Here is a 26,746-nt window from a genome sequence, read left to right on the forward strand (position 1 = left end):
GTATATAACAGCAGAACATACTATGGAGTCAACAATGACAATAATCATATCGGACAAGTCTCACAAGCAGGGGTTTATTTTAATTGAAAAGACAAAGCGGATCAGGCCGGAGCACCAGAAAATCATGGTCCGGAGGAATTTTTATTTAAGTAATCAAGCCGACCCATTCAAAGGAACATAGAAAAACAATGGGCAATATCCGGTTCCTGGAACATCTTTTTTATAGCTGCTTTCAAAACAGCAAGATCGGACATCTTGCTAAGGGCATCGTTCACAATTTAAATGGCTTTATGCAGATCTTCTCCATGAACATTGAAATGTTAAAAATGGATATCGAAAAGGATCTGAAGGCCATTGAACTTACTGATTACTCCGGCCTGCCGGACATTGCCGCCAGCCGGCTGAAGAATATCGCAGACAACCTTCAAGAGAGATTAAAACGATTATCGCGGATGGAAGAATCGCTGACCAATATGGAAAACATGATCAACATAATTACTAACAGAAGCCAAGATGGGGAAGACAGGCAGAGACCTGTAATTCTCAGACAAGTGGTTGAAGAGGAGCTGGATTTTTGGAATGCAGACCTCTTTTTCAAGCATCAGATAGAGAAACATTTGTCTCTACCCGGTACTCCAACCCTGATCGTAATCAATGAAAGATACCTTCGCGACTTGATTGACGGCTTGCTGGATGCCTGCATAAAACAGATGCGAGAAACTGAGGAACGTTATCTGAAATTAACATTATACCAAAAAAACGGGGCTACATGGTCTTTAGAATTCGAACATACGGGAAATGCCTTTCCGGCTGGCTGGGATCAAGATTTCAGCAGATATCCGCTGGAAGCAAACGAGTATACACAGAAGTCCTCTGGCGATCTCTTTCTTATCCTGGCTCTCAACCTGGCAAAGGTCAGGGCAGAGCAAATTGGAGGGGTGCTGAAAATAGAGCCGCAAAAGGCTACCTGCCTTATACCAAATGAAAAACAACCGGCTGTTGAATAGCCGGCACACACCGGCTTCATATAAATCGAAAGTAAATATTCGGTGAACCAGTTATATCCTGCCTTGGAATGGTCACCTTTTTCCGGGTTTCAAAGCTCACTCATCGCAGACCGGAGAGGCAGTGCAATCCGGCCCGCTACCCAAAACCCCGTAAAAAGGCAAACCGCTTCCGCGGCAGGGCACGGATGACAAATGCAAGGCACAGTGGACCTCGGGTTCACCGGATATTTACAATCGAAATAGCCCTGAAACACCTGATGAAAGTCCCCCCCTACGGACAATATTGTTGTGGCCGTATTCGTATGATTGCAGCCTCCACTGACCATGCCCGACTGCGAAGATGATCTCTCTCGCCCAAAAAAATAATATGCTATTGAGTTAGCTCCGCTTTGATATATAGTCTTTGATTACCCAATAATCCGTTACAATTAGCATATGATGCGGAGCTAACTCAATAGTCATAAAAAATAAACGAGGCTGTCGAATTTGTTAAATAAATATGTTAATTATAAAAAGTTTTGTAGCGGACCCCCCAAGTCCCGCCAGGTTGGAACAGACAGAGGGAATCATCACGAATCGAGGTAGTTTCTATGCTGTTAAGCGAAATGAAAGAAGGCCAGGCCGGAATAATTGCCCGAATAGGTGGAAACGGTGTCCTGCGCAAAAGGATACTTGAGATGGGTATTCTTAAGGGTACGGAGATTTACATAGAAAAATATGCACCCCTGAAAGATCCCCTTGAAATGATAGTCAAAGGCTGTCATCTGTCACTTAGGGTTGAAGAAGCTGCGCAAATAACAGTCGATAACGTGAAATAGGAACGTCTTGATGCATCAAAAAAGCCTTACGATCGCCCTTGCGGGCAATCCCAATTCAGGCAAGACGACAATATTCAACAATATTACAGGCAGCAGGCAAAAGGTCGGGAACTGGCCGGGTGTAACAGTTGAAAAGAAAGAGGGGATTATTAACAGATACGGATATGAGCTCAGGATCATCGACCTTCCCGGAACTTACAGCTTAACGCCTTTTTCCATGGAGGAGATCATTGCACGGGATTTTGTTCTTGAAAAATCCCCGGATGTTGTAATCGATATAATCGATTCCTCCAACCTGGAACGGAGCCTTTATCTTGCAACCCAGTTGAGGGAAATAGATTGCAAGGTCTTATTCGCCCTCAACATGGCCGATATTGCGAGTTCGCGCGGGATCAAAATCAATGCGGAAAAACTCTCTGAGCTCTTAGATCTGCCAGTAGTATTTACGGTCGGAAACAGAAACCAGGGCATAGATACACTTCTGAAAAAGGCCGTAGAACTTGCGGAATCAAAGGTAGATACAAGGGGAGAGCGTAAAGTAAGATATAACAGGGATATTGAAGAATCCATCTCGAAGCTCCGCGGTTTTCTCGATAGCCGAATACAGAAACCACTGCCTTACAATATGAGGTGGACGGCAATAAAGCTCCTTGAAAATGACAAGATCGTAAAGGAACGTATTCTCCAAAGGGCAGGGGATAAGAGTCAAGATTTACTTCAGGAAATCCAATCACAACGCACGCATCTTGCGAGCCGCTTCAACGACGATCCGGAAATAGTAATGACGGATGAGCGGTACGGCTTTATAGCAGGAATCATAAAGGAAGTGGTTACAACCTCTGCAAAGCAGCGCGTCGACATATCCCGAAACATAGATCTCGTGCTGACAAACCGGTTTTTAGGATTTCCGATTTTTATCTTCTTTATCTGGCTCATGTTCCAGTTAACCTTTTCAGTTGGAGACTATCCAATGCAGTGGTTGGATAGCGGTATCAACTTGCTTTCAACATCATTAGGCGGTCTTCTCCCGGACGGCCTCATCAAAGATCTCCTTTTAGACGGGATAATTGCAGGAGTGGGAAGCGTTATAGTCTTTTTGCCGAACATACTGATACTTTTCTTCTGTATAGCGCTCTTTGAAGACACGGGATATATGTCAAGGGCAGCTTTTCTTATGGATAGGATAATGCATCTTATCGGGCTCCATGGTAAATCTTTTATACCCATGCTTATGGGATTCGGCTGCAGTGTCCCTGCCATCATGACTACCCGTACTCTTGAAAGCAGAAAAGACCGCGTTCTTACTATACTTATTACTCCCTTTATGTCCTGCTCGGCCAAGCTGCCGATTTATATTTTACTTGCAGGCACTTTCTTTAATGCCAGAGCCGGAACTGTTATTTTTTCCATTTACCTTGCCGGTATTGTCTTTTCCGTTATAACAGGCCGCCTATTTCGTTCTACCCTCCTGAGGGGAGCCGATGCCCCGTTTGTCATGGAACTGCCTCCATACAGGGCCCCAATGATAAAAAGCCTGATAATTCACATGTGGGACCGCGGCAAGATGTTTCTCAAAAAAATGGGGGGCGTGATACTTGTCGGTTCCGTTGTAGTGTGGGCACTTTCATCGTTTCCCCGAAACATAGAATATTCTTGCGATTATGATGCTGAAATCAATAAGGTCGATGCTTTCTATAGGGCCAAAACTGCATCTGCCAGTGGATCTGCCGGGCAGCGGCTTGAGAAGGAACGAGATGCTGCCGTTGCAAAGCTTTTAATGTCCCAAAGATCAGAAAAAGTGGAAAAATCTTTTATGGGGCGCATCGGGAAGGCTCTTGCCCCCATATTTGCTCCCATAGGCATAGACTGGCGTGGCAGCGTGGCCCTTCTTACCGGTTTTGTTGCCAAAGAAATCGTTGTAAGCACCTTGGGTGTACTCTATTTATCTGAAGAAGAAGGAACGGATAATCTTAAGAACGCGCTTTTATCATCCGGCATGACGCCACTCAGTGCCCTGGCAATGATGATCTTTGTGCTTTTATATCTGCCGTGCGTTGCAACAATAGCAACCATTAACCAGGAAACCGGCTCCCTTAAGTGGACTCTTTTCAGCATTACATACAATACCTCATTAGCATGGGTGACGGCCTTTTGTGTCTATCAGGCGGGAAAGGCCATAGGTTTTGGATAAGCACCGATTTTCACAGATACAAAATAAGGCACCAGGAGCAATTTGCGTCAGGCTTTTGAATGTCGCGAGTAAATATTCGGTGAACCCGTTATATCCTGTCTTGGAGCGGTTACCTTTTTCCGGGTTTCAAAGCTCACTCATCGCAGACCGGAGAGGCAGTGCAATCCGACCCGCGATCGAAACCCTGCAAAAGGCAAACCGCTCCTGCGGCAGGGCACGGATGGCAACTTCCTCAGTGGACCACGGGTTCACCGAATATTTACTGTCGCGAAACATGGAAAAATAAAAGGAGATTATACGTTAGTGAAGATAACTGTCTCTCAAATTGAACATATGGCCCACTTGGCACGGCTCAGCTTTAACCCATCTGAAATTGAGGACTTCAGCAAACAACTGAACGACATTTTAGGATATATAGGCAAATTAGAAGAACTGGATACCAGCCGGGTTGCACCTGCTACTCATGCCCTGGAGTTCACGAATGCCTTTAGAAGAGATGAAGTAAAACCCTCATTGCCGGTTGAAAAAACGCTCTCTAATGCACCGGAACGGGAAAGGAGGGGGTTTGTGGTGCCAAAAATTATCTAATTACAGCCCTCGTTAAGTGGTTGATTAGTTGATTCGTTAAATAGTTATTATTATATAACTTCTCAATAAGTTCGGGCAAATCATATTTTCCGACTCAACGACTCAACGACTTAACTATTTGACGATCTCTGAATTGAGAAAGTGCAAAATGCAGAATCTGATTGATCTCAGCATACATGAACTCTGCGGTCTCCTCGGCAAGAGAGAGATTTCAGCAGTCGAGGTCACAAGGGCCTATCTGGACAGGATAGGTGAAGTTGATCCAAAAATCAGGGCCTATCTGACAGTAACTGCCGACCAGGCCCTGATGCAGGCGGAAGAAGCCGACAAGCGCCTTAAAAAGGCCTGTGATGTTACCCCTCTTACAGGAATTCCTCTGGGCATTAAGGATGTTATCTGCACAAAAGGGGTGAAGACCACCTGTGCCTCAAAGATACTTGAAAACTTTGTGCCACCCTATAATGCAACAGTAATGGAGAGGCTCGAGGCCCATGGAGCGGTAATGCTGGGCAAATTAAACATGGATGAGTTTGCCATGGGGTCATCCACTGAGAACTCCGCCTTTCATCCTACCCGTAATCCCTGGGACCTTGAACGAATCCCCGGCGGATCAAGCGGTGGTTCGGCAGCATCTGTTGCTGCCAGGACCTGTGCAGGTTCGCTGGGCTCGGATACAGGCGGATCGATACGTCAGCCGGCCTCACACTGCGGTGTTGTAGGCATGAAACCTACCTACGGCATGGTATCAAGGTTCGGCCTTGTGGCCTTTGCCTCCTCACTTGACCAGATAGGACCCATCTCAAGGGACGTTACCGATTGCGCCCTGCTGTTAAACGCTATATCCGGCCATGATACCAGGGATTCCACTTCTGTTTCCGGAGAGGTACCTGATTATACCGGCTTCCTGATGCCGGGTCTCAAGGATTATACGTTAGGAATTCCCAGGGAATATTTTATTTCAGGTCTCGACCCGGAGGTGGAAAGGGCCGTTAGACATGCCGTTTCCGCTCTGGAATCTCATGGGGCCAGACTGGTGGAGGTAAGCCTTCCCCACACAGAGTATGCTGTTGCCGCATACTACATTATCGCTCCTGCCGAGGCCTCTTCCAATCTCTCACGTTACGACGGAGTAAAATACGGATTTCGTGCTTCTGGCTATAAAAACCTCATGGATATGTATAAAAAGACCAGATCCCAGGGTTTCGGCCCGGAGGTCAAGAGGAGAATAATGATCGGGACCTATTCCCTTTCAGCCGGGTACTACGACGCATATTATAGAAAGGCCTCCCAGATACGGACCCTTATCACACAGGACTTCAAAAAGGCATTTGGACAGTGTGATGTGATCGCCGCTCCTGTTGCTCCGACTCCGGCGTTCAGGCTTGGAGAGAAAGCAGGCGACCCGCTTCAGATGTACCTGTCCGACATCTTCACAATCCCGGTAAACCTGGCAGGCATCCCCGGGATTTCTGTGCCCTGCGGCTTGAGCAGCAGCGGGCTTCCCATAGGAATTCAATTAATAGCAGAACACTTTGAGGAGGCGAAGCTCCTCACTGCTGCATATAACCTGGAGCTGGCCTTAGGCCGCCGTGAGGACTGGCCTATACCCTGACATTCCCCCCCCTGGCCCGCCAGATGATTATTCCAAGCGCAAGGAGTGCCAGGCTCAACAACTGCCCCATGGTTACCCAGTTCAAAAAGACATAGCCCAGCTGTGGATCCGGTTCCCGAAAGAATTCGACTGCTATGCGGCATACGGCATAGAGGACCAGAAAAAGTGCCAGCTTTCTCCCATATGGCCAGGCCCTATGGCGAAGGGTCCACAGGATAATAAAGAGCAAAAGCCCCTCCAGCAGGGCCTCGTAAAGCTGAGACGGGTGCCGTGGCACCGGCCCTCCTCGCGGAAAGACCATGGCCCACGGCACATCTGCGGGACGGCCGAACAGCTCTCCATTAATAAAATTCCCTATACGTCCCATACCGAGGCCCACCGGCGCTGTGACCGCAAAGCGATCAGACCACTTCCAGAAATCCAGATCATGTCTCTTGCAATATATCCATCCGAAAAAAACAACTCCTGCCACTCCTCCATGAAAGGACATGCCTCCGTGCCACACGGCAAATATCTCTGAAGGATACTCAAGATAGTAGGAAAGGTTGTAGAATAGTACATAGCCCAATCTGGCTCCCAAGATGATTCCTAAAATCAGAGAAAATAGGATCCCCTCCAGTTGACTCAATTGAGATGCTACGGAAGACCCCTCATATCTGGATACGGAGAGGGTGTTTCGACACTCCTCAATAATCTGCTTTCGCACCAGCAGGTAAGAGGCCCCGAAACCGAGCAGGTACATAAGACCATACCAGTGGATACCTAAGGGACCAATACGGATTATTACCGGATCAATATCCGGAAAAGCAAGCATTGATCCTATTGTCTCCCCTTGCGATCGCTTAGAGCAATGACCCTTGATCCGCCAGTGGGCTCAGGCCGGTCCGGTCCCTGGTCTTTTGTGGTTTTCCCGACTGAGGTAACATCCCGCTTGAGTAATACAGACTCCAGCAGATCATGATACTGCTGAATCAGCTTGGGATTAATGTCTGACTCCAGGACAAAAAAGGATACCCGGCTCCGTTGTATCCGAATAGAGGATACAGTCATGGCTGTGAGAACATGGGGGCGGACAACAGGACCGCGCTCCTGATCATATAACACGGCACACGGGAAGTAGAGATCAAAAAAGGCCGCCTTTTCCAGGGCAAAGAGAACGGTCTCGGTCTGGCGGTTGTATCTGATTTCGCCTAATATCAACCCAAGCCCATCTACTTCTATCAAGACCAGCTCTTTGGCATTTTGACGCAACTTCATACGCGGACCTCCTCAGATTCTGAAATTAAACGCCTGACACGCTGAGAACGTCTCTTCCTTTTGCCGGATTTCTTTAAAGGCTTTGGCCCCGGGCGGAGATGCGGGTCAGGACCAATGACCGGTTGCCCCAAGACCTCCTGTACTAAATCATAAAGCATGACAGATTCCCGGAACGCGGCTTTGTTCCAGACACGCTTAAACCACTTGCCCTTTGCAAGACATATGGAGATATTCCACTGACTGGACAGGATCTGAACCGCCACGTCTCTTACTGACCTCCTGAAGTCATACGGAAGGAAAATCTCGCTCAACATGGATCTCACTTCGTAAGTAGGCCACTTCAGACGCCCGACCTTTAAAGCCTGCCACTCCGGTGTTACACATAGCCGGGGGTATGCAAAAAGGGCCAGCATAAGGGCATCACTGACTTCGGCACCGTCATTTACCATGCGATCAAGATGGCCCAAAAGCCCGAAAAGCAGCTTCCGAACCAGGCCCTTATCCTCACTCTCAAGGGCGGAAACATAACCAGGAAAGACCGAGCCAAACAGTCCGCTCTTAATCATAAGCTCGGCCCATGGCCTGCTGTATCCGGAACGTAAATCCTTTAGCCACTCTTCCCTTACCCTCGAAATTGCACAGAGACGAATTTTATCGCTGTGCTTCAGCAGGCCCTCCCATGTATTAGCCTCAATCGTAAAACCTGTCCTGGCCGCGTGCCTTACAGCACGCATCATCCTTACGGGGTCCTTCAGGTACCTGTGTTCCGGATCGTCACCTATGACCCTGATGATTCCCTGTTTTAGGTCTGCCATGCCCCCTACGTAATCAATTATACTGAAGTCCGCTATATTGTAGAAAAGCCCATTGATGCTGAGATCTCTGCGAAAGGCATCCTCCCTGGGAGATCCGAAGATATTGGCATCCCCGATCCCGTTGCCCGCGGCTTCCCGGTCATCGTGTTCACTCCGGCATCTGAAGGTTGACACCTCAATTATTTTGCCGCCCCGAAAATATACGTGGACCAGTCTGAAACGCCGGCCTATGATCCGGCTGTGGCGGAAGAGCTTTTTCAATTCCTCCGGCCTGGCGTTGGTTCCGATATCAAAATCCTTCGGACGCTTGCCAAGAAGCAAGTCCCTTACACTCCCGCCGACAAGATAGGCCATGTAGCCATTATCCTTCAGGCAGTAAAGGACCTTCAATGCCTCCCTATCTATATCTTTCCTGCTGATGCAGTGTTCCGGGCGGGGAATTATCCTGGGATGGAGTCCTGGACTCCCGAACAGATCGGCCTGCTCGGCAGGTAACCGTTGGGCCGGCTGTACAGGCGCAGGGGATCTTTTTTTGTAGAACTTCTTTTTGCGCCTGTATTTATTGGCTTTTGATGAAGATGTTGTCATAAATGACACAAGACCTTTTCAAAGTTTTTTCCTTAAGAGCTAAGCCTCTCATGTATCAATTCAGCCACCTTTTCACCGGACAATAGCATGCCCCCGAAAATCGGCCCCATACGAAACGAACCAAAGGCGGCGTTAGCTGCCATGCCGGCGACAAAGACGCCCGGATAGGCCTCCCTGGTATTTTCCAGCGTGGTATTCTCGGCAACCTCTGCCCACATGGAGCGCTCCCCCATTATTTCCCCGGTATCCGTGAGAAGCCTGGTGCTTGTTTTATTCTGTATTACTTTGAGGACCTCTGTGTCATGACCGGTGCTCTCTACAACATATCCGGACCTGACAGCCATGGGGTCCACGTGGAATCCTGCCATATCCACGGCAGTCCAATTGATTACGAGTCCTGTGACCCTGTTCTCCCTGACCATTACGTCTTCTACACTCATCAGATTGAAGATTCTGGCACCGGCCTTACAGGCAAGACTGGTTAATGTTGAAGTGCACTCTACGGAGTCGGCCGTGTAATATCCGTCTCCTGCATCCTCTATGGAGATGCCGAGGTCCCTGAGGATTACAGCCCCTTGCTCTTGAACTACTATTTCGTTGAACATCATGCCGCCGCCCCACATTCCTCCACCAATACTGAGTTTCCTCTCAAATACAGCCACCTTATGTCCCTTCCGGGCCAGACACAGGGCTGCCATCAGGCCCGATGGGCCCGCGCCGACAATCGCGACATCCAGTTCAAGACAGTCAGAAAATTTGGCCATAAAACGGCTCAATATAGCGCGGCTGATCTTAATTTCATCCAAAGACATTATATTGTGATCCTCCATGAACTTATTTACCAGGGCACATTACTGTAATACGGCAAATATTCAACTTTGGTGTATGCCCCACGGTTTTTTGCCCTGAGTGTATAGATCGCAAGAACAGCTTGGTAAGTCGGGTTGGACTCTTTGCCAAGGATATTGATTATATGATATTATAATTTTTAAATTTTAAAAGTGCGGAAGCTACTTATCAGGACTTTTTTGCTTTGATTCATCCGTCTTGGGTAACGTATATTTTCAATGGTCGTCAAGTAAACGGTTTTTTTTGGATAAACTTATCCGGAAAGGAGTAAAGAATGAAAGGGCTAGGCATCACTGTTACTGAACATCTGTTGATTCACCAGAAAGAATCCCCTGCAGCCACAGGCCGGCTGACAAGACTCCTGCAGGAGCTTATTTTCGCGGCAAAAATTATATCCCGAGAAGTCAACAAGGCAGGGCTTGTGGACATCCTGGGTCTCACAGGTGATATCAATATACAGGGGGAACGGGTACGCAAGCTGGATGATTTTTCAAACCACGTAATTATTTACAGGATGGAGCGTGCCGGCGTGATATGTGCCATGGCCTCCGAAGAAAACGCCGATATCATACCGGTCCCGGAAGACATGCCCAAGGAAGACTACATCCTGATCTTCGATCCCCTGGATGGCTCATCCAACATAGACGTAAATGTCAACATCGGCACGATCTTCTCAATCCATCGAAAGGTAAGTGACAGGCCCTATGTCACCCTTGATGATTTCCTCCGCCGCGGGTCGGAGCAGGTGGCGGCAGGCTACTTCGTTTACGGGCCCAGCACAATGCTGGTCTATACGACAGGCAAGGGCGTAAATGGCTTTACCCTTGACCCGTCAGTAGGAGAATTCCTCCTCTCTCACCAGAATATCACGATCCCTGAAAGGGGAAAAGTCTATTCTGTCAATGAGGCATATACCTGTTACTGGGACGAGAGAACGAAAAAGGTGGTGGATTACTTCAAGAGCCCTGAAAATGAGAGGGGAAAGCCTTACGCAGCCAGGTATATAGGTTCCTTTGTGGCCGACTTTCACAGAAACCTCCTCTACGGCGGTATATTCATATACCCGGCTGACAAGAAAGACCCTGCAAAGCCGAGGGGCAAGCTGCGCCTTTTGTGCGAGGTTGCCCCCATGGCCTTTATATTGGAGCAGGCGGGCGGGGCTGCCACAGATGGCGAACAGAATATTCTGGACATAAAGCCCTCAGCCCTCCATGAGAGGGTGCCGGTTTTTATTGGCAGCAAACTGGATGTAGAAAAGGCTACCAGCATCATGCAAGGCAAGGCTTAGAGGCCGCCTGAAAAAATACCAACCCCTTGCCTTGAGATGAGAAAATGACCATATTAAAAAAATAATTCTACGGAGGATCTTTAAACATCATGTATAATATGTTTAAGACGTTCATTTTTTTAGCCGCCCTTACGGCTCTCTTCCTGTTCGTCGGAGGGGCACTGGGCGGCCGCTCAGGCATGACAGTGGCCCTGGTGATGGCTGCCGTGATGAACTTCTTTGCCTACTGGTACAGTGACAAGCTTGCACTTAAAATGAGCGGAGCCAGAGAGGTCTCTGAGGCGGAGATCCCGCAGCTCCATTCCATAGTGGCAGGGCTTGCACAGAGGGCCGGGATACCTAAGCCGAGGGTTTACGTCATTGCCCAGCAGACCCCTAATGCCTTTGCCACTGGGCGGAACCCGGATCACGCTGCGGTCGCGGTCACAGAGGGTATCCTGCAACTTCTCAACCGCGAAGAACTGGAAGGGGTCCTGGCACACGAATTCGCCCATATACGTAACAGGGATATACTGATAAGCTCCGTAGCTGCTGTCATAGCGGGTGCCATAAGCTATATCGCCACTATGGCCCAGTGGGCCATGTTGTTCGGGGGCTTTGGCAGTTCCGATGACGATGATGGCGGCGGAATCGGTCTGGCAGGGGGGCTGATCATGATGATCATAGCGCCCATAGCTGCCGGCCTCATTCAGATGGCCATATCCAGGAGCAGGGAGTTTCAGGCCGATGCCACGGGGGCAAAAATATGTAACCGTCCGATGTCCCTGGCCAGTGCCCTCAAAAAACTGGATGAATGGAATCACCGTGTACCTATGGAGGTAAACCCGGCAACTGCGCAGATGTATATAGTCAATCCTCTCACATCCGCATCGGTTGCAAAGCTGTTCAGCACCCACCCTCCCATCCAGGAACGTATACGCAGGCTTTATTCCATGGCCGGACGCCGGGAAGGGACATAAGAATATGGAAACCAGCGGGTGAACTGGTTTCCCGCAGCCCTCTTGACTGCTTTGGCCACTGCCACAGGGGATACTATCCTGAAGGCCCGGTTTGCTCATCTGTCCCCAGGTGGTATGGCCATAGTGAGATCCGCCGCCCCCATGCCCTTTTTGCTGCCCTTGCTTTTCGTGATATCCTGGCCGGAGACCGACCCGGTTTTCTGGCAGACCGTGGGCCTTCTGGTCCCTTTTGAGATACTTGCCTTGCTTCTGTATATGCAGGCACTCAGGGTCTCTCCGCTGTCCCTCAGCATACCCTTCCTCGCCTTCACCCCTGTATTTATTGTATTGACCGGCTGGCTGATTCTGGATGAAAAGGTCACCTTGGCAGGACTCATGGGTATACTGTGTACTGTAACCGGTGCCTATGTACTCCATATCAAAGCCAGCAGAAAGGGGTTTCTTGAACCGTTAAGGGCCATTGCCAGAGAGCAGGGCTCAAGGCTTATGCTGGTAGTCGCCGGGATATACAGCCTTACTTCCGTACTGGGGAAAAAAGCGATTCAACACTCTAGTCCGGTATTCTTTGCCTGTTTTTATTTTGTATTATTGGGAATGCTCACTCCGTTGTGCATCTGGGCGCTATACCGCATAACCAATGGGTTTTCTGCAAATAATAAGCAATCACGTCCTCTGTGGCCTTTTCAAAAAAAGGCCGGTCCGAATCCATGGGGCGCCTGGTGGGCGGTCGGCCTTGCCCAAACCATAATGGTGCTCAGCCACATGTGGGCAATTCATCTGATCACAGCGGCATATATGATTGCTGTAAAAAGGACCAGTCTGATCTTCAGCGTCATTTACGGAAAGCTTATATTCAAAGAGAAAGAGATCCCCCAACGCTTAGCCGGAGCAAGTCTAATGGTGCTGGGTGTCGGGCTCATAATTCTGGCAGGTTAACAATGAAAAACACGGATAAACAGTCTTGGCTTGATGAACGGAAAGACCTTTTTGTGAAGAATGTATTGAGAGACTTTATCAATTCATATGCTTTTTTCCTGAATATCGAAAAAAAATTCAAGGAAAAAGGTATATCCTATGAAGGTCTGGACAATTGGGTGGGCACACAGACAGACCGGGGGATGCTGTGGATATTAAAGGACAACTGCCACCGCCTCTGGAAAGATATTGACTCCGGCAGTCAACCAGAACCTTTTTTCTTCGACTGGATGGTCGGGGCGATATTCCATGAGGCCATGAAGCTGAAGGAAAATATCTACATGGCAGATCGTTATCATCCCGCCTTTCAGGTTGTGTCGACCGCCACCAGCGCTCACAGCTGCCGGCAATTCTTTAAAGAGACACTGGAAGACATACAACGGGGAATGAATAGGCTTGGAGAGCTTTTCATGTATGCTGCCGAGCACCTGAAATCACTGCTCTTGACAGAGCGAGACAATTCCTTACTGGTACGATTTATGCTCGAAAATAAGTCAGAAATAGACAAGCTCTGGCAAAAAAGCGGCGGGCTGGATCAGATGCTCCATACCATGTTTCCTGAAGGCCTTGACGAGGCCTACTGCATGGCAGGGGAAAATTACATGGAAGGCAGCTGGTACGCAGAAGCCCGGATGGCCTTTCTTGAGGCACTTAAGATAAATCCGGAATGCAAAAAGGCAAAATCAGGACTGGGAATACTGGAAAAGCGCCTTGAGGAATTATCTCATATGTTGGAGATGGAATATACTTTGGCAAATTCGAATCAAGGCCTGGACCAGATGTAATGGCTGCAAAATCGGAATATAGAATGGCTGGGGGACTAGGATTCGAACCTAGATAGGCAGATCCAGAGTCTGCAGTCCTGCCATTAGACGATCCCCCAGATGAGCTGATAGGAATCGCTTTTTGCGATTTGGGCCGAAGAGGCACTCCCAAGCACCACACACTGATTTCTATAGCATTATTGGAAACTCCGGGTCAAGAAAAAAGTAAGGAATATCTGCAGTGTCTGTGTAAATATCCGGTGAACCCGTTATATCCTGCCTTGAAGCGGTTACCTTTTTCCGGGTTTCAAAGCTCACTCATTGCGGACCGGAGAGGCAGTGCAATCCGGCCCGCGATCGAAACCCTGCAAAAGGCAAACCGCTCCTGCGGCAGGGCACGGATGGCAACCTCCACAGTGGGCTACCGATTCCGGCATCAGGCGGGATTTGGCGATATTATTAAACAGGGCATGCGAAAAAAATCAAAAAAAAATCCGTTAAAAGATTAAAGTATGTATAATGTTTTGCCGAAAAATAAAATACCTCCTTAGAATGGCTTCTCAAAGCCCTTCTTCTCCTCTTGTAGGGCCCTGGCTTAAACAGGTCAGGGCCTTCTTTTCTTTATGTCAGCACATCAGCCTTAAAACAGTTTTTTCTGCCTCGGTCTTCGGAATGCCTTGGATTTTTTGGTCTGTTCTCTTGCCAGAAATCTTTCAGGAATGTCATTTAGAAAGGGGCTTGGGCCTCCATGCATCATCTGCCCGAAGAGCCTTCTGTGTTTCGCATGGCTTATGTATATTTCTTCGGACGCCCTGGTAAGGGCCACGTAAAAAAGTCTCTTTTCTTCTTCCATATCCGCTTCTTTCCATGGAAGTATACCGGCCTCACATCCGACCAGGAATATTACCGGGAATTCAAGGCCCTTGGCTGCATGGATCGAAAGCAGGGACACGGCTTCCGTGTTGAGATCCAGCATGTCGGCCTCGTTGCGAAGCAGGACTGCAAGGGAGTCCACATGCGGATGCCTGTTGACGGCATTCTTCAAGGCCCTGAGAAGAGGCCTGTCTGGTTCAAGGTCAAGAATATCGATTATGTAACTCAGGAGTTCGGGCCCGTCTTTGACCTGGAGGCCCGGTTTTAAGTCCGAGTATTTTCTGCTCCACAGATTTTCACCACCTGGGAGTTTTGCCAGATGATACCTGACAGCCCGTCCCTTCACGGCCTCCCAAAGCCGCCATATCAGGCGAAGTTCTCTTTGGGCAAGCGGATCAGGGGTGTCTGCCCGCTGAAAGGGTATTCCCTGGTTCAAGAGTGCCTCAATAACCTGGTTTCCCAATGCTTTGGCCCGGAATAGTATTGCCACGTCTGAAAGACTTCTCAGTGTGTGACCGCCGGCCGTGCCGCTGTCAAGTGAAGCAAAGCTGAGCCCCCCCACTATCTGCTCAACGGTCCTTGCCACCCACTTTGCCTCTGCTCCGGGATCTTCAAAGGCTTTGATCCTGATTTTCGGCATCCTGCCATTGACAGATTTCAGACGGACATCCGATCTGTTTTTTATGATGCTTGTTGCAGCATCGAGAAATATCTGGGGGCACCTGTAGACAGTATCCAGGACTACGGTTTTTACGTACTCAAAATCCATGCTGAAACGATCAATGAACTCAGGGCTTGCGCCCCTGAACCCGTAAATGGCCTGGTTGGGATCACCTATTACTGTGATATTTCCGTCTTTTCTTGCCATTGACTTGATCAGTGCATACTGGGCAGGACTTATGTCCTGGAATTCGTCCACCAGGACAAACGGGAAATCCCTATGAAATTTTGCTTTGATTTCAGTATACTCCAGAAGTCGCAGGGCCTCCATGAGAAGGTCGTCATAGTCCCAGAGACCGTATTTTTTAAGGAGGCCATGATATGCCCGGTACAGGGCCTCCAGGTCTTTATCTCCATTTATCGCAGGGGGAAAATGCTGTTTGGACTTTGAGATACGCTCATAAAGTCCTTGCGCTTTTGTATTTGATAATCCTGATTCCCTTGCCGCCTCTCTGCAAAGATCCCGGGCATCTTTCTCATCTATGGGAAGACGTGCCTCTTCACCCAGGGTCTCTCTTAAAAATCCAAGTGCCCAACTGTGAAATGTACTTACTCTGGGAGTTATTTGCCCATCTGGTCTGCGCCCTGCGGAAATTTCGCCGCATAAGAGCCGGGATACGCGCTCTGAGATCTCCTTTGCCGCCTGGTTGGTAAAGGTCATGGCAAGTATCTGGTCGGGTCTGGCGGTGCCTGTTTCTACCAGGCGTCCGATTCGGTAGCTGAGGACCCTGGTCTTGCCTGTGCCGGGTCCTGCAACAACAAGAAGCGGGCCGGATATGTGTGTTACGGCCTCAAACTGAGCCGGATTAAGATCTGAAGACCAGTCAATCATTATAGAGTATCATTTATCAGTTACGCGAAGTTTGAAAAGGTGGCGCTTGATCTTTCTGATAGATGTCTTGGGGAATTCTTCATCCATCAGAGTGAAGGACACCACTCTTTTGAAAGGAGCCAGCATCTTGTTTGCTTTTTTGACCTCTCTGGAAATGAGCTTATTTATATCCTGATCGCTCTGGCGTTTTCCAGAAGAGTACCCGCCAATGGCCTCGTAGTCCGGAACTATTACTGCACGGACCTCTTCTCCAGCCCCTTTATTATATCCATAGACCATTGATTCCAGGACAAAGGGACTCCGGTTGATACAGGCCTCTATCTCTTCAGGATAGACGTTTTCCCCGGCGGGGGTGACAATGAGGTTCTTGACCCTGCCGCAGATGTATAGATAGCCTTTCTTGTCCCGATATCCCAGATCCCCGGTCTTCAGCCAGCCGTCCGGGTCCAGCACCTCTTGCGTGGCCTCAGGGTCTTCATAATAGCCCTTCATAATCATCGGTCCCCTGAATGCAAGTTCCCCAACGCCGTTCTCGTCCGGTTCAAGTATCCTTACCTCTACTCCGGAAAGTGGTTTGCCTATGCTTTCATCCACTGGTTCATCCACGGGATTGATGGTAAGCACGGGACTTGCCTCGGTAAGACCGTAGCCCTGAAGCATTTTGACTCCCAGCCACCTGAATTCCCTGGAAATTTTTGGCATAAGCGGAGCGCCCCCAACCACCAGAAAGCGAAGGGAACCGAGCCCGGCCAGCTCTCTGAGATTTCTGAAGAAGTGCATGCCCAGGTTCTTCATGCCCAGACCTTCACCTGTCTTGACCGCATTCATAATTATGTGAAATATCATTCGCTGCGCGGAAGGCATACGTTTAATGCCCCGATGAATTCCATCCAGCATCTTTTGGAACAGCAGGGGGACACCGATCATCACGGTGGCACGGCTGGCCTTCAGGTCCTCCAGTATGCTGCGCGACTTCAGGCTCCGGGCAAAAGTGATTGCGGAACCACTGTATATGGGAAGGAGAAACCCGGCGGTACACTCGAGTGTGTGATGCATCGGCAGGATCGAGAGGAAGCGCTCCTGCCCGAATTCCATTACCTGATAGCAGGCGGTTATATCCGAAACTATATTGCCGTGGGTCAGCATGACGCCCTTGGGCCTGCCAGTCGTCCCTGATGTATAGATTATGGCGGCTATATCTCCGGGATCCCTGTTTGGTAAAGGGCGCCGTGTTCGTTGTCCATGCCTGAAGAGTTCTTCAAAGGGCATTACATTTCTCGGGATGCCTTTGGTATCCAGGGTCAGGACTATCACATGTTTTGGTCTTGGAAAGCCCCTGGAGGTACTGAGCACGCGGTCCAGGAATTTGGGAGCCACAAAGGCCATATACACCTTGGCGTCAGCCATCAGATGCAGTATCTCGTTTTCGGTTAATTGAGAGTCTATGGGTACACAGATTCCGCCGGCACAGGTGACAGCCAAATAGGCAATGGCCCATTCAGGAGAGTTCGGCCCAAGTATCGCGCATTTTCCGTTCTTTGGTAAGCCATCGGCTATCAACCCTCTGGCCAAAGATTCAACTTTATTGCCAAGCTCGCCAAAGGTGATAACCCTGTCTCCCCGAGGTTGCCTCGCAATAAGTGCGGGCCGGTCTCCAAACTCGGCAACCGAGTGCCTGACCATCTCAGGCAGGGTCGCTATTCCCTTGTTATTCTGCATGGCTGCTGCCTCTATCCGGTTTTCCATCCGGAAATGGATCGTTCTCTCAAATAAAGATTGTATCTATTTAAAATATATACAATACAGGTCAAGTTGAAGTATTTTTAAAAGATAGCCAGGGAGATAACATACGCACCATAAGACAGGAGCAGGGCCGCTCCCTCCCATCTGGTTACTTTCATCCCGGTCCTCATGACGGGCAACAGGATAAGGCTGAAGGCCATCATCACGGGAAAATCCCGGTAGAGCAGGTCCGGGTTTATTCCGATCGGGGTGATAAAGGCCGTGACGCCGAGCACGGCACACAGGTTGGACAGATTGCTTCCCACCACGTTTCCCAGGATCAGATCTGTCTGGCCCTTACGGGCCGCCGCCAATGTCGTGGCAAGTTCGGGCAGGGAGGTCCCTACGGCTGTCAGGCTCAGGCCCACTATGAGTTCGGGTACGCCCAGATGCACGGCAATTCTTTCAGCCCCCCAAACCAGTGATTTGGAACCGATAACCAGTCCTGTCAGGCCAGCTATAACCAGTGCGATGTCAAACCAAAAGGAATTCCTGTTGTTGACAGACTTTTCGAATTCTATTTGTATTATATATGGTTCTTTCCGGCTGTGACGATACAAGGTCAGGCAATAGGCCGTGAAGATGATGAGTAATGCCAGGCCTGACAGACGCCCCGGATGGCCCATTATTGCGGATGCCCAGAGAACCGTGCTTACTACTACCAGTAAGGGTATCTCTATTCTGAGCATCCTCAGTCGGACAGGCAGCGGAGTAAGCAGGGCCCCGAGCCCCAGAATCAATCCCGTATTGGCTATATTGCTTCCCAAGATGTTTCCCATGGTGATATCAGGCTTGCCGGAAAGGGCTGCAGACAGTGCCACGCCCATCTCAGGGGCTGATGTGCCGAAGGCTACAACAGTGAGACCGATTACAATGGGACTCATTCTCAAAAGGCGGGCCATGCGTATGGCTCCTTTAATGAGAGCTTCGGCCCCGCTGGAGAGGATGACCAGCCCCAGTATGAATGCTGTGGCAGATAGTACCCAGGACGGCATGAATGTTCAGGGATCACCGTTCAGCATGGAGGAAATGCTCTCCCGCACCTCTTTTGTCACGATATCCTTGTGTACAGGGCCTTTTGGGCCCACGGTCCGGACAGGGGGGCCGATGGTTACCTTTATCCGGCCCGGGCGTACCCTGAGGCTTCCCCTGGGGAGTACATTGTGACTGCCGCTTATGGCTACAGGCACTATAGGGCATCCGGCCCTGACCGCAATCAGTATTCCTCCCGTCTTAAAAGGCCCCAAACGGCCGTCAGGGCTGCGGGTACCTTCCGGGAAGATGATTATGGATCTGCCCATTTTTAAGCTCCCGACAGCCTCTTGCAGGCTGCGCAGGGCCGCCTTGCCGCCGGACCTGTCAATAGGTATGTAACCTGCGAGACGCATGGCAAGACCAAGGAAGGGAATCTTGAAGAGCTCTTTCTTGGCTACAAAACGAAACTGTACGGGCAAGGCCTCATACAATATCAGTATATCAAACTGGCTTGCATGGTTACACGCGAATACTACCGGCCTTCCCATGGGTATATTGTCGCGGCCTTCAACATCTACCTTGATGCCTGATGCCCTGATGATAGTCCTTGCCCAGAGCCTTCCCAGCCTGTGGACCCGGTTCCCGGAATCATCGATAAGGCCGGCTATTATGGCTGCGGGAAAAAGAATTATAAAGGCCGATACAACTACTATGGGAGTTAAAAAACCTGTCATAATATCTTCAATTAACAGCTTTACGGGATCGGCATCGGTTTAAGATGCAGTCTTCGTCTTATGATATGCCCTGCAAGGTCGAAAACTCTGGCAGAACGGTCTATGATTATCGAATCCGCACTTGCCTTGATACCTTCAAGCGCCAGAAGAAATGATTCAGGTCTGGCGGCCGTAGTGACATCCCCTTTGATTTTTGAGTATTTCATCCACTGTCTGATTCTTGCCGCAAGCTCCCCGCTTTTGGGAAGCGGGGCATCAAGAAGCACTGTAACATGGTACGGCGGATAGTCCGAAAGGAGCCCCTCAACAAGATTCCAGGCGGACTTTGTGTGATCTGTGGGCCTGAAGCGTCGAAATATGCGGCTGATGTCCCGGACGAAATTGTCGTCTGCCAGTAGCAAAGGCCTGTGTTTTATGGCACTTTCAAGAGTAATAAGTACATTGTGCCCGTCTATAATCAGTTTCTCCCCCTTGATTTCTCTTGCGCGCACTATCTTGGCATGACGTGCCATGCTCTGTCTCCTTGTGAAGACCCCGCGATAGAGCAGGTCCCGCTCGTCTTGATGGAGCTGGAAGTGGTCTCCTACAAATAAAAGAGCGGACTTTCTCGGGTATCCGCGACTTAAAAGGAAGCGGAAGTCCCGGGCTGCAGGTCTCAGAAGATCTTTTCTAAAGGTGTAAGCTCTCATAATATCCAAAGTAGTACTTGCCCGATCAGCCTGCAGACCTTATTATTTTGTCGTTATGAAGAAGATACTAATCTATCCACATGAAATATTAAGGCAAGAGGCCAAATCGGTTAATAGAATAGACGGGGAATTCCAGGGCCTGATCGACCAGATGCTGGAGATTATGTACAAGGCCAAAGGGCTGGGCCTTGCAGCAAACCAGATAGGCGAGCTCAAGCAACTGGTGGTCATGGACATAACTCCTTCTGAAAGAGGACCAAATCCTATAGTATTAATTAACCCTCGTATCACAGAATGGGAGGGAGAAGAAGCGGGTGAGGAGGGCTGTTTGAGCGTTCCCAATTATTCAGCCCCTGTAAAACGGGCCGCCAGGGTGCAACTTGTGGGCTACGACCGGAACGAAAAGGAGATCAGACTTGAGGCCGAAGGACTCCTTGCCCGGTGCATACAGCATGAATTGGATCACCTTAAGGGTATATGTTTTGTAGACCGTCTGAGTCCTGCGAGAAAGCTCCTCTTCAGGAAAAAGTGGGCGAAGATCCGCCCCAAAGAGGAGTAGCAGAGCATTTTTGGAATAACATTTTGGGTAACCGGTCACAGGGCGAGATCTTCTTTCAACATGCTATCGCCCTTTGTTTTATAAAGCTTTTGCAGCGGGGGATTCCTGCCCCCTCCCCGTTCTCCTTCGCTTCGCTCCGGAGCCGGGGTTTCCCCCGCTGCAAAAGCCGATAAAACTTACAGGGCTAACGCAAATCGTTTCCAGAAGATCTCACCCTGTGACCGGTTACCATTTTTGTATTTGATCAAGGAGTGGCCGTCCCGCGATCAAATACACATTTTCCCGTAGTCCGTGGTAGTCATGAATTCGTACAGAATTGTATTTATGGGTACTCCTGAATTTGCAGTTCCGGCACTGAAGGCCTTGATTGAGGGTCCGAATCGGGTGGTGGCCGCAGTAACCCGGCCCGACAGGCCCAGGGGCCGGGGCAGGAAGTTGAGCCCTTCTCCGATAAAGGTCCTGGCGGAAAGGGCGGGTATTGCCGTGCTCCAGCCCGAGGAAACCCGCTCCCCGGAGTTCCTGAATCAGGTTCGGGACCTTGCGCCTGACCTTCTGGTCGTTGCTGCCTACGGCCTGATACTTCCTCAGGAGCTGCTTGATATCCCGCGGATAATGCCTGTCAACGTCCACGGCTCCCTTCTCCCCAGGTATCGAGGGGCGGCACCGATACAGTGGGCCATTATACAAGGGGATACCGAGACCGGCGTAACCATTATGGAGATGGATGCCGGGATGGACACCGGCCCCATACTCCTTCAGGAGACCCTGACCATCGGGCCGGAGGAGACCTTCGGCGAGCTCTATGAGCGTATGGCAGAGCTGGGGGCCGGACTGCTTGTGCAGGCACTGGAAGAGCTGCACAAGGGCACTTTAAAACCAAGACCCCAGCCCGAAGAAGATGCAAGCTACGCCCCTCCCATCAAGCCTGAGATGGCAAGGCTGGACTGGTCTCAGCCTGCAATGCGTATTTCATGTATGGTCCGGGCCCTTGATCCGAGACCAGGGGCCTATACCCTTTGGAATGGTCAGCGTCTGAGACTCTACAGGCCATTTGTTGTGGATATGGAGGCCGGGGATATGGAGCCCGGCACGGTCTGCCGTGCCGGAGAGGACGGCGTGGTGATTACTGCAGGAAAGGGCTGTCTGGGTATCAGGGAGCTTCAGTGGCCCGGGAAGAGGCGTATGCCCTGCGCGGAATTCCTGAGGGGCAGGCCGGTTCCCGTTGGTGCAAGGTTTGAGTCATGATTTTTTTATGAGAATTATCTACACAGCAGCCTACAACAGCAGTTTCTGGTAAGCGGATAAATCCGGATGGCTTTCTTGGGAAGCAAGGGTTTGTGTTGACGTTCCAGCTTTCCCTATCCCTTCGTTCGGCCAATGATCAGGAGGACAGATTACAAATGAAAAAGGTTGCGATGCAACATGTCTAATATTATTATTAATTTAGATTTAGCATCTAGACAGGAGGCGTCAAGTTGTCGTTAGCTCAGTGGTCGCTTCAAAATGCAAAAAACAAGTTCAGTGCCGTGGTTGAGGCAGCAAAACAGGGTAAGCCACAGGTGGTTACTGAGCGTGGCGTGCCTGCTGTAGTTGTTATTTCATTTGAGGATTTTGCCAAGTTCCGGCATGCGGAAAAAATGGCTGTGCCATCGTTCAATGAACATCTCCTTAATATGCCAACTGACGAAGGTGAGTTTGAGCGTAGTGAGGTTTTTTTGAGGGAAGTCGCGTTGTGAGTTTTTTGGTCGATACGGTGGTTCTTTCAGAACTTAGGGAGAAAAATCGGGACAGGAGTGTTGTACGCTGGTTTAAGGATGCCCTTGCGTATGATCTTTTTTTGAGCGTGGTCACAATTGGTGAGGTGGAAAAGGGGATATCCAACCATAGAAAAAAGAATCCGGCATTTGCAAGAAAGCTGGAAGACTGGCTTTCCAATATCTTTTTGTATTACAGTGACAGGATTCTTCCTGTCGATATTAATATAGCGCGTCGCTGGGGGAGACTGAGTGAAGAACTTGGTCATTCAGGAGCGGATCTGTTGATCGCGGCAACTGCTCTTGAGCATGGATTAACAGTAGTCAAGCAAAATACCAGGCATTTTGAGCCCACAGGGGCTTTAGTTTTGAACCCCTGGCTAACAGACTGACAGGTGACGTTGCCAAATAATTCAAATAAACCACGGGGGAAGCAAAAACAGGAATTGGTCTATCCGCTTGACTCTCGTGTATACTTGTATCCCGTTATTCCGGATGAGGCTTGGGGACGGGGGATAAGAACTTGGAGTTGTCCATGTGGGTCTAAAAGGAATTTTTCAATTCAACCATTTAAGGAAAGCAGGATGTTTATCCAACGTATCAAAAATATAGCCAGCCGTTTTTTCAAAGCAGACACTGCAAATCAGGATAAGAAAGACTCGTTCTGTGTCATGCCTTGGAAGCACATGCATATCAATAACAACGGCTCGATCAGATTGTGCTGCCAGACTCCCTGGCTGCTCGACGATCATCGAAAGCCCTTGACCGTGTATTCATAGACGGTCAAGGGCTTTGGCCGCCAAACGACTGAAAGACTATGCCGAGTCCGACTGCCGTGAAGAGAACAAGAACCAGGTCATGACCTTGGCGCGTGAACTGTACATGAAAGGCGACACCATCAACAAAGACGCGCTGGAAAAATTCATGCTCTTTACCAATGATCTGGATAAATCACGAAATCAAAATTTTGGCAAATTATACAAAGAAATGACGTCACTCATGGAAGAAGACGGTATGAGTTGGAAAAGCAAAACCCTTTACGCAGCTTAATTAGTGACGTCGATAAACTGTATGCAAACAATAAGTCGCTAAATCGGTATAAAAAAAATGACTGGCCTCAATTTCCACAAACCTGAGTTGACCTGATTATGCTGATTGACAAGGAATTTTTAGCAAAACCTGATGATTTGCTGATCTTTGTTCATATTCCGAAATGTGCGGGTATGTCGATGTTTAACACTATGGTCAGAGCCTATGGTGAGGACCATATACTGGCACCCTACAGCGATGAAGACCTGCGGGATTATGAGAACTCCAAGAAAGAGGCGACGAATCTAGCGCCGTACCGGGCATTACTGGCGCACCTCCCTTACGGTGAGCACGAACATTTTAGGCGACGTGGTGTTTATGTCACCCTGGTTCGTGATCCGGTTGACCGTTTTCTGTCTCTTTATGCCTGGATAAAAAATCACCCCGAACACTGGCTTTACTCCATGGTTGAAAACCGCGACCTCGCTGCTTTTTGGCGCAATTACAGACAACACTATCCTTACGAGAAGCTGGGTGAACAGTGTTACTATATCTGCAGGGACGGCCGGTTCGAGGTCGCTAGGGATTACATAGACAGTAAATATCTGCTTGCAGCCCCGATCGGTGAATTCGGCCGCTTCGTCAGACTGTTGTCCGGGGTACTGAACTTCAGGTTAAAACGGTATAGGATAGCTAACAGATCTTCCGGCAAGCCGAAGATAAGTTCGCTTGAGCGAAAGCTGATAGAAGATCTGAAGACGGTCTATAGCGAGGATTTTCGATTATTCAAGTATATCTCCGACCAGTTTGGAGAGATTTGCCGGAAGTTTCGTTGTTTATGAGCAAAGCGAGGAATGACGGCGTCAGGCTTGCCCCCCAGATTTTATTTCATAGAGTACACTCCAGCGCCCATGTTTGCAGCCTGCCGGCCCTCCGCCTATGACGGTTACAGATCCTGACATATATTGCTTCCATTATATTTACTCTCTTTCAGCGTTGCCCTTTGGCCAATATTCTTGTTGCCAGGCGCGGAGCGCAGGCATCTCATAACTGCTTCTAAATAACTGTATTTATACCGCTCATCCGGTTCCAGGTATGCGCTTTCAGCCCATTCGTTCCAGGCATTCATGAAAATATACCGGTCAGAGCCTGGTTCCAGAGCCACATTCTGAACAAGTTTATTGAACCAGTACTCGAATCTTTCAGGACAGGCCCCGCGAAATACCTTCGCGCGTTTTTCATATCTTGCGGTATTGTCCCAATCTACGAATGCTCCGGGATAGGTCGGCAGGCCTCCCTCACGTTTTTTCTTAAGGATTTGCTTCCAGACAATATCGTAATCGTAGAAAGTTAATGAATTAAATAGTGAATACCTCACGGATCTCAATATATCCAGAATATTTTCCGGAAGGACTCGCAGGCTTTGCACCAGCTTGCTCTCTGCCAGGCCCCTGCCTTCAAAATCCGGGGAATAAATTGCTTCAAAAGGCTGGAATTGTACTACTGCATCGAAGTGCTTAAGTACATCGGGAACAGGAAACTCATACTGTTTTATCGCAATAAAAAAAATGCCTTTTAGCCCTCTTTGTACTGCCAGTTCCTGCCAGAAGTCGAACATATCTCCAATCTGTGATATTCTGTGAGCTCTATAAATGAGAAATACAGGTCTTTCATCTATGCATATAGCCCTTTCATCGCTCCAGGCTCTGATGAGATAATTAAAATGCGCCCGCCATCTCTCTTTATCCGGTATATGTGTCTGTTTGATTAGGATATGATGATCGAGGCCATCCCATCTGCGGGACCATGTTTCATTGGCCCAGGCCAAACAGAATCGAAAATCCAGGTCCTTTGATTCAAGAAATATGTTGGTTGGCTTCTCAAGGAGCTGCTTACCATCAAACCAGTAGTGATAATGACAAAAGCCATATAGTCCGTATGATTTTGCCAGATCGATTTGCCATCTGATAACATCCTCTTTTGATTGATCATAGTATCTATTATTTAGGGGGACTCTGGGTTGATAGTGATCCTTGAACATCGCACGGGCCTGTTTTACTCTGACCCAGTCTGTAAATCCCTTACCCCACCATTCATCATTTTCCGGAATGGCATGAAGTTGCGGAAAGTAAAAGGCGATCAGCTTTACAAAGTTATCAGAATTCATTTCCATCTTTAAATTTTTCACATCCACAATACCGTGGAGACATTAAATTATTGAACTCCTTATCTTGTGCACCCACTTTTTAACCAGACCGCTGATCCGGGTTTTTATCCTGCCAATTTTTTGTGTCTTTCCTAAACCATATTTCCCTGGTTTTTCTTGATTTTCAAACATTAGTGATATCTTTTTGCCAAGTTGCGCAAAATAATCCAGGAACTCCGGATTTCTGGCATCTTTAATCAATTCTGACACCTCATCCGGCAAATTATTTCCTACCAATAAGACACCCAATCCATAGCAGTGACTAAATTCGAAGTGTGGATGCCGGTCTTTTATGAAATCAAAGAACTCTCTCACCCCGAAATTCCTGGCCGCCACCCCTATTGTCTCATAAGTTGCATTGGTGTCGTGAAACAGGATTACTCCTCGATCCGATATCTTAGGCAGCCAGGTGTAATAATCGTTGCTGACCGCTTCATAAGTATGAGTCCCATCTATATGGAGCAGGTCGATAGACTTGTCGTTAAAGAGATTTGTTGCGTCGTTAAACTCTTGCCTAATAAGAGTACATATATCAGGATAGCGTCTGGACATATAATTGGATATTTCCCGGTAGACGCTTTCATCAAATTTTCCCATGTGTATATCGCCTTTCCAGAGATCAATGCCAAAGCACTTTGTATTCAGGCCAACTGCTTCCACCGCCTGACAAAATGCCGCAAGGGATGAGCCGCTATAAGAACCCAATTCCACAATAGCCTGTGGTCTGAGCCTCCTGACTATTTCAAAGGCAAAGGGAATGTGTCCGATCCACCACGGCGACTTCAATAGTTCCGGGGTAGTCTCGGCAAACTGGTATTTTTCAGGCTTGAATGACATTAACGTCTCAATAAAAAACTATCATAAGTGTATACACACGTTCAA

At 48.9% G+C, this 26,746-nt stretch carries 28 protein-coding genes and 1 tRNA gene; 17 read left to right on the forward strand and 12 right to left on the reverse strand.

The features are described 5' to 3' along the window. Positions 1–188: 188 nt before the first annotated feature. From C4B57_07615 to gatA, 5 genes are all read left to right on the forward strand, one after another. Complete coding sequence (locus C4B57_07615) at positions 189–1,007, forward strand: hypothetical protein (protein ID PXF54326.1); 819 nt, start codon at positions 189–191, stop codon at positions 1,005–1,007. Positions 1,008–1,597: 590 nt separating this feature from the next. Next, a complete protein-coding gene (locus tag C4B57_07620; GenBank protein PXF54327.1) occupies positions 1,598–1,825 on the forward strand; it encodes a FeoA family protein in 228 nt (75 codons plus the stop codon). A gap of 10 nt (positions 1,826–1,835) precedes the next feature. Further along, positions 1,836–4,016, forward strand: coding sequence for a ferrous iron transport protein B (gene feoB, locus C4B57_07625; protein PXF54328.1), 2,181 nt, complete (start codon positions 1,836–1,838; stop codon positions 4,014–4,016). Between the two features lie 303 nt (positions 4,017–4,319). Then, a complete protein-coding gene (locus C4B57_07630; protein ID PXF54329.1) occupies positions 4,320–4,604 on the forward strand; it encodes an Asp-tRNA(Asn)/Glu-tRNA(Gln) amidotransferase subunit GatB in 285 nt (94 codons plus the stop codon). Positions 4,605–4,752: 148 nt separating this feature from the next. Then, complete coding sequence (gene gatA, locus C4B57_07635) at positions 4,753–6,216, forward strand: Asp-tRNA(Asn)/Glu-tRNA(Gln) amidotransferase GatCAB subunit A (GenBank protein ID PXF54330.1); 1,464 nt, start codon at positions 4,753–4,755, stop codon at positions 6,214–6,216. Here gatA and C4B57_07640 read toward each other — a convergent pair. From C4B57_07640 to C4B57_07655, 4 genes are read right to left on the reverse strand one after another with little or no spacing between them, the layout of a single operon-like run. Continuing rightward, entirely contained in the window at positions 6,206–7,030 is an 825-nt protein-coding gene (locus tag C4B57_07640; protein ID PXF54331.1) for a prolipoprotein diacylglyceryl transferase, read from the reverse strand. The two genes, gatA and C4B57_07640, sit on opposite strands and share 11 nt — an antisense overlap. Before the next feature lie 5 nt (positions 7,031–7,035). Then, entirely contained in the window at positions 7,036–7,473 is a 438-nt protein-coding gene (locus C4B57_07645; protein ID PXF54332.1) for a hypothetical protein, read from the reverse strand. After that, positions 7,470–8,876, reverse strand: coding sequence for a poly(A) polymerase (locus C4B57_07650; protein PXF54333.1), 1,407 nt, complete (start codon positions 8,874–8,876; stop codon positions 7,470–7,472). Before C4B57_07650 ends, C4B57_07645 begins: the two co-directional genes overlap by 4 nt. Before the next feature lie 32 nt (positions 8,877–8,908). Continuing rightward, on the reverse strand, positions 8,909–9,688 hold the full coding sequence (locus tag C4B57_07655) for a ribose 1,5-bisphosphate isomerase (protein ID PXF54362.1): 780 nt from the start codon (positions 9,686–9,688) through the stop codon (positions 8,909–8,911). Positions 9,689–9,999: 311 nt separating this feature from the next. Between C4B57_07655 and C4B57_07660 the strand changes: the two genes are divergently transcribed. The 4 genes from C4B57_07660 to C4B57_07675 all read left to right on the forward strand — a co-directional run bounded on the left by C4B57_07660 (position 10,000) and on the right by C4B57_07675 (position 13,732). Continuing rightward, the gene (locus C4B57_07660) at positions 10,000–11,013 is read left to right on the forward strand and encodes a class 1 fructose-bisphosphatase (GenBank protein ID PXF54334.1); all 1,014 of its coding nucleotides are present in this window, start codon (positions 10,000–10,002) and stop codon (positions 11,011–11,013) included. An 89-nt stretch (positions 11,014–11,102) separates the two neighbouring features. Then, a complete protein-coding gene (locus C4B57_07665; protein PXF54335.1) occupies positions 11,103–11,972 on the forward strand; it encodes a zinc metalloprotease HtpX in 870 nt (289 codons plus the stop codon). 18 nt (positions 11,973–11,990) lie between these two features. Next, the gene (locus C4B57_07670) at positions 11,991–12,908 is read left to right on the forward strand and encodes an EamA family transporter (GenBank protein ID PXF54336.1); all 918 of its coding nucleotides are present in this window, start codon (positions 11,991–11,993) and stop codon (positions 12,906–12,908) included. A gap of 2 nt (positions 12,909–12,910) precedes the next feature. Further along, positions 12,911–13,732: a hypothetical protein gene (locus C4B57_07675; protein ID PXF54337.1), complete on the forward strand. Its 822-nt coding sequence runs from the start codon at positions 12,911–12,913 to the stop codon at positions 13,730–13,732. Positions 13,733–13,756: 24 nt separating this feature from the next. Here C4B57_07675 and C4B57_07680 read toward each other — a convergent pair. After that, positions 13,757–13,830: transfer RNA gene (locus tag C4B57_07680), tRNA-Gln, on the reverse strand. A 30-nt stretch (positions 13,831–13,860) separates the two neighbouring features. Between C4B57_07680 and C4B57_07685 the strand changes: the two genes are divergently transcribed. Beyond that, positions 13,861–14,220 carry a hypothetical protein gene (locus C4B57_07685; protein ID PXF54338.1) on the forward strand — a complete coding sequence of 120 codons (360 nt, stop codon included), beginning with the start codon at positions 13,861–13,863 and terminating at the stop codon, positions 14,218–14,220. A 131-nt stretch (positions 14,221–14,351) separates the two neighbouring features. On the opposite strand, the gene C4B57_07690 is transcribed toward C4B57_07685, so the two are convergent. From C4B57_07690 to C4B57_07710, 5 genes are all read right to left on the reverse strand, one after another. Then, a complete protein-coding gene (locus C4B57_07690) occupies positions 14,352–16,136 on the reverse strand; it encodes a hypothetical protein (GenBank protein PXF54339.1) in 1,785 nt (594 codons plus the stop codon). A 9-nt stretch (positions 16,137–16,145) separates the two neighbouring features. Continuing rightward, positions 16,146–17,882 carry a hypothetical protein gene (locus C4B57_07695; GenBank protein ID PXF54340.1) on the reverse strand — a complete coding sequence of 579 codons (1,737 nt, stop codon included), beginning with the start codon at positions 17,880–17,882 and terminating at the stop codon, positions 16,146–16,148. A 77-nt stretch (positions 17,883–17,959) separates the two neighbouring features. Continuing rightward, the gene (locus tag C4B57_07700) at positions 17,960–18,913 is read right to left on the reverse strand and encodes a sodium:calcium antiporter (protein ID PXF54341.1); all 954 of its coding nucleotides are present in this window, start codon (positions 18,911–18,913) and stop codon (positions 17,960–17,962) included. Positions 18,914–18,919: 6 nt separating this feature from the next. Next, a complete protein-coding gene (locus C4B57_07705; GenBank protein PXF54342.1) occupies positions 18,920–19,627 on the reverse strand; it encodes a 1-acyl-sn-glycerol-3-phosphate acyltransferase in 708 nt (235 codons plus the stop codon). Positions 19,628–19,647: 20 nt separating this feature from the next. Further along, complete coding sequence (locus tag C4B57_07710; GenBank protein ID PXF54343.1) at positions 19,648–20,316, reverse strand: hypothetical protein; 669 nt, start codon at positions 20,314–20,316, stop codon at positions 19,648–19,650. A 55-nt stretch (positions 20,317–20,371) separates the two neighbouring features. Here C4B57_07710 and def point away from each other — a divergent pair, with 55 nt between their 5' ends. The 7 genes from def (at position 20,372) to C4B57_07745 (ending at position 24,500) form a co-directional block, all read left to right on the forward strand. Further along, on the forward strand, positions 20,372–20,875 hold the full coding sequence (def, locus tag C4B57_07715; GenBank protein PXF54344.1) for a peptide deformylase: 504 nt from the start codon (positions 20,372–20,374) through the stop codon (positions 20,873–20,875). A gap of 300 nt (positions 20,876–21,175) precedes the next feature. Further along, positions 21,176–22,120, forward strand: a complete 945-nt coding sequence (locus tag C4B57_07720) for a methionyl-tRNA formyltransferase (protein PXF54345.1) — start codon at positions 21,176–21,178, stop codon at positions 22,118–22,120. Positions 22,121–22,350: 230 nt separating this feature from the next. Then, positions 22,351–22,611 carry a prevent-host-death protein gene (locus tag C4B57_07725; GenBank protein ID PXF54346.1) on the forward strand — a complete coding sequence of 87 codons (261 nt, stop codon included), beginning with the start codon at positions 22,351–22,353 and terminating at the stop codon, positions 22,609–22,611. Continuing rightward, entirely contained in the window at positions 22,608–23,021 is a 414-nt protein-coding gene (locus tag C4B57_07730; GenBank protein PXF54347.1) for a VapC toxin family PIN domain ribonuclease, read from the forward strand. The genes C4B57_07725 and C4B57_07730 overlap by 4 nt, the downstream gene beginning before the upstream one ends. Before the next feature lie 192 nt (positions 23,022–23,213). After that, a complete protein-coding gene (locus C4B57_07735) occupies positions 23,214–23,408 on the forward strand; it encodes a hypothetical protein (GenBank protein ID PXF54348.1) in 195 nt (64 codons plus the stop codon). 13 nt (positions 23,409–23,421) lie between these two features. Continuing rightward, the gene (locus C4B57_07740; GenBank protein ID PXF54349.1) at positions 23,422–23,679 is read left to right on the forward strand and encodes a hypothetical protein; all 258 of its coding nucleotides are present in this window, start codon (positions 23,422–23,424) and stop codon (positions 23,677–23,679) included. 98 nt (positions 23,680–23,777) lie between these two features. Further along, a complete protein-coding gene (locus tag C4B57_07745) occupies positions 23,778–24,500 on the forward strand; it encodes a hypothetical protein (GenBank protein ID PXF54350.1) in 723 nt (240 codons plus the stop codon). Positions 24,501–24,604: 104 nt separating this feature from the next. On the opposite strand, the gene C4B57_07750 is transcribed toward C4B57_07745, so the two are convergent. Both C4B57_07750 and C4B57_07755 read right to left on the reverse strand, forming a co-directional pair. Next, entirely contained in the window at positions 24,605–25,852 is a 1,248-nt protein-coding gene (locus C4B57_07750; GenBank protein ID PXF54351.1) for a hypothetical protein, read from the reverse strand. A 15-nt stretch (positions 25,853–25,867) separates the two neighbouring features. Continuing rightward, positions 25,868–26,701 carry a hypothetical protein gene (locus tag C4B57_07755; protein PXF54352.1) on the reverse strand — a complete coding sequence of 278 codons (834 nt, stop codon included), beginning with the start codon at positions 26,699–26,701 and terminating at the stop codon, positions 25,868–25,870. Positions 26,702–26,746: the final 45 nt, after the last annotated feature.

This window comes from Deltaproteobacteria bacterium, assembly GCA_003194485.1.
Taxonomy (GTDB): Bacteria; Desulfobacterota; Dissulfuribacteria; order Dissulfuribacterales; family UBA3076; genus UBA3076.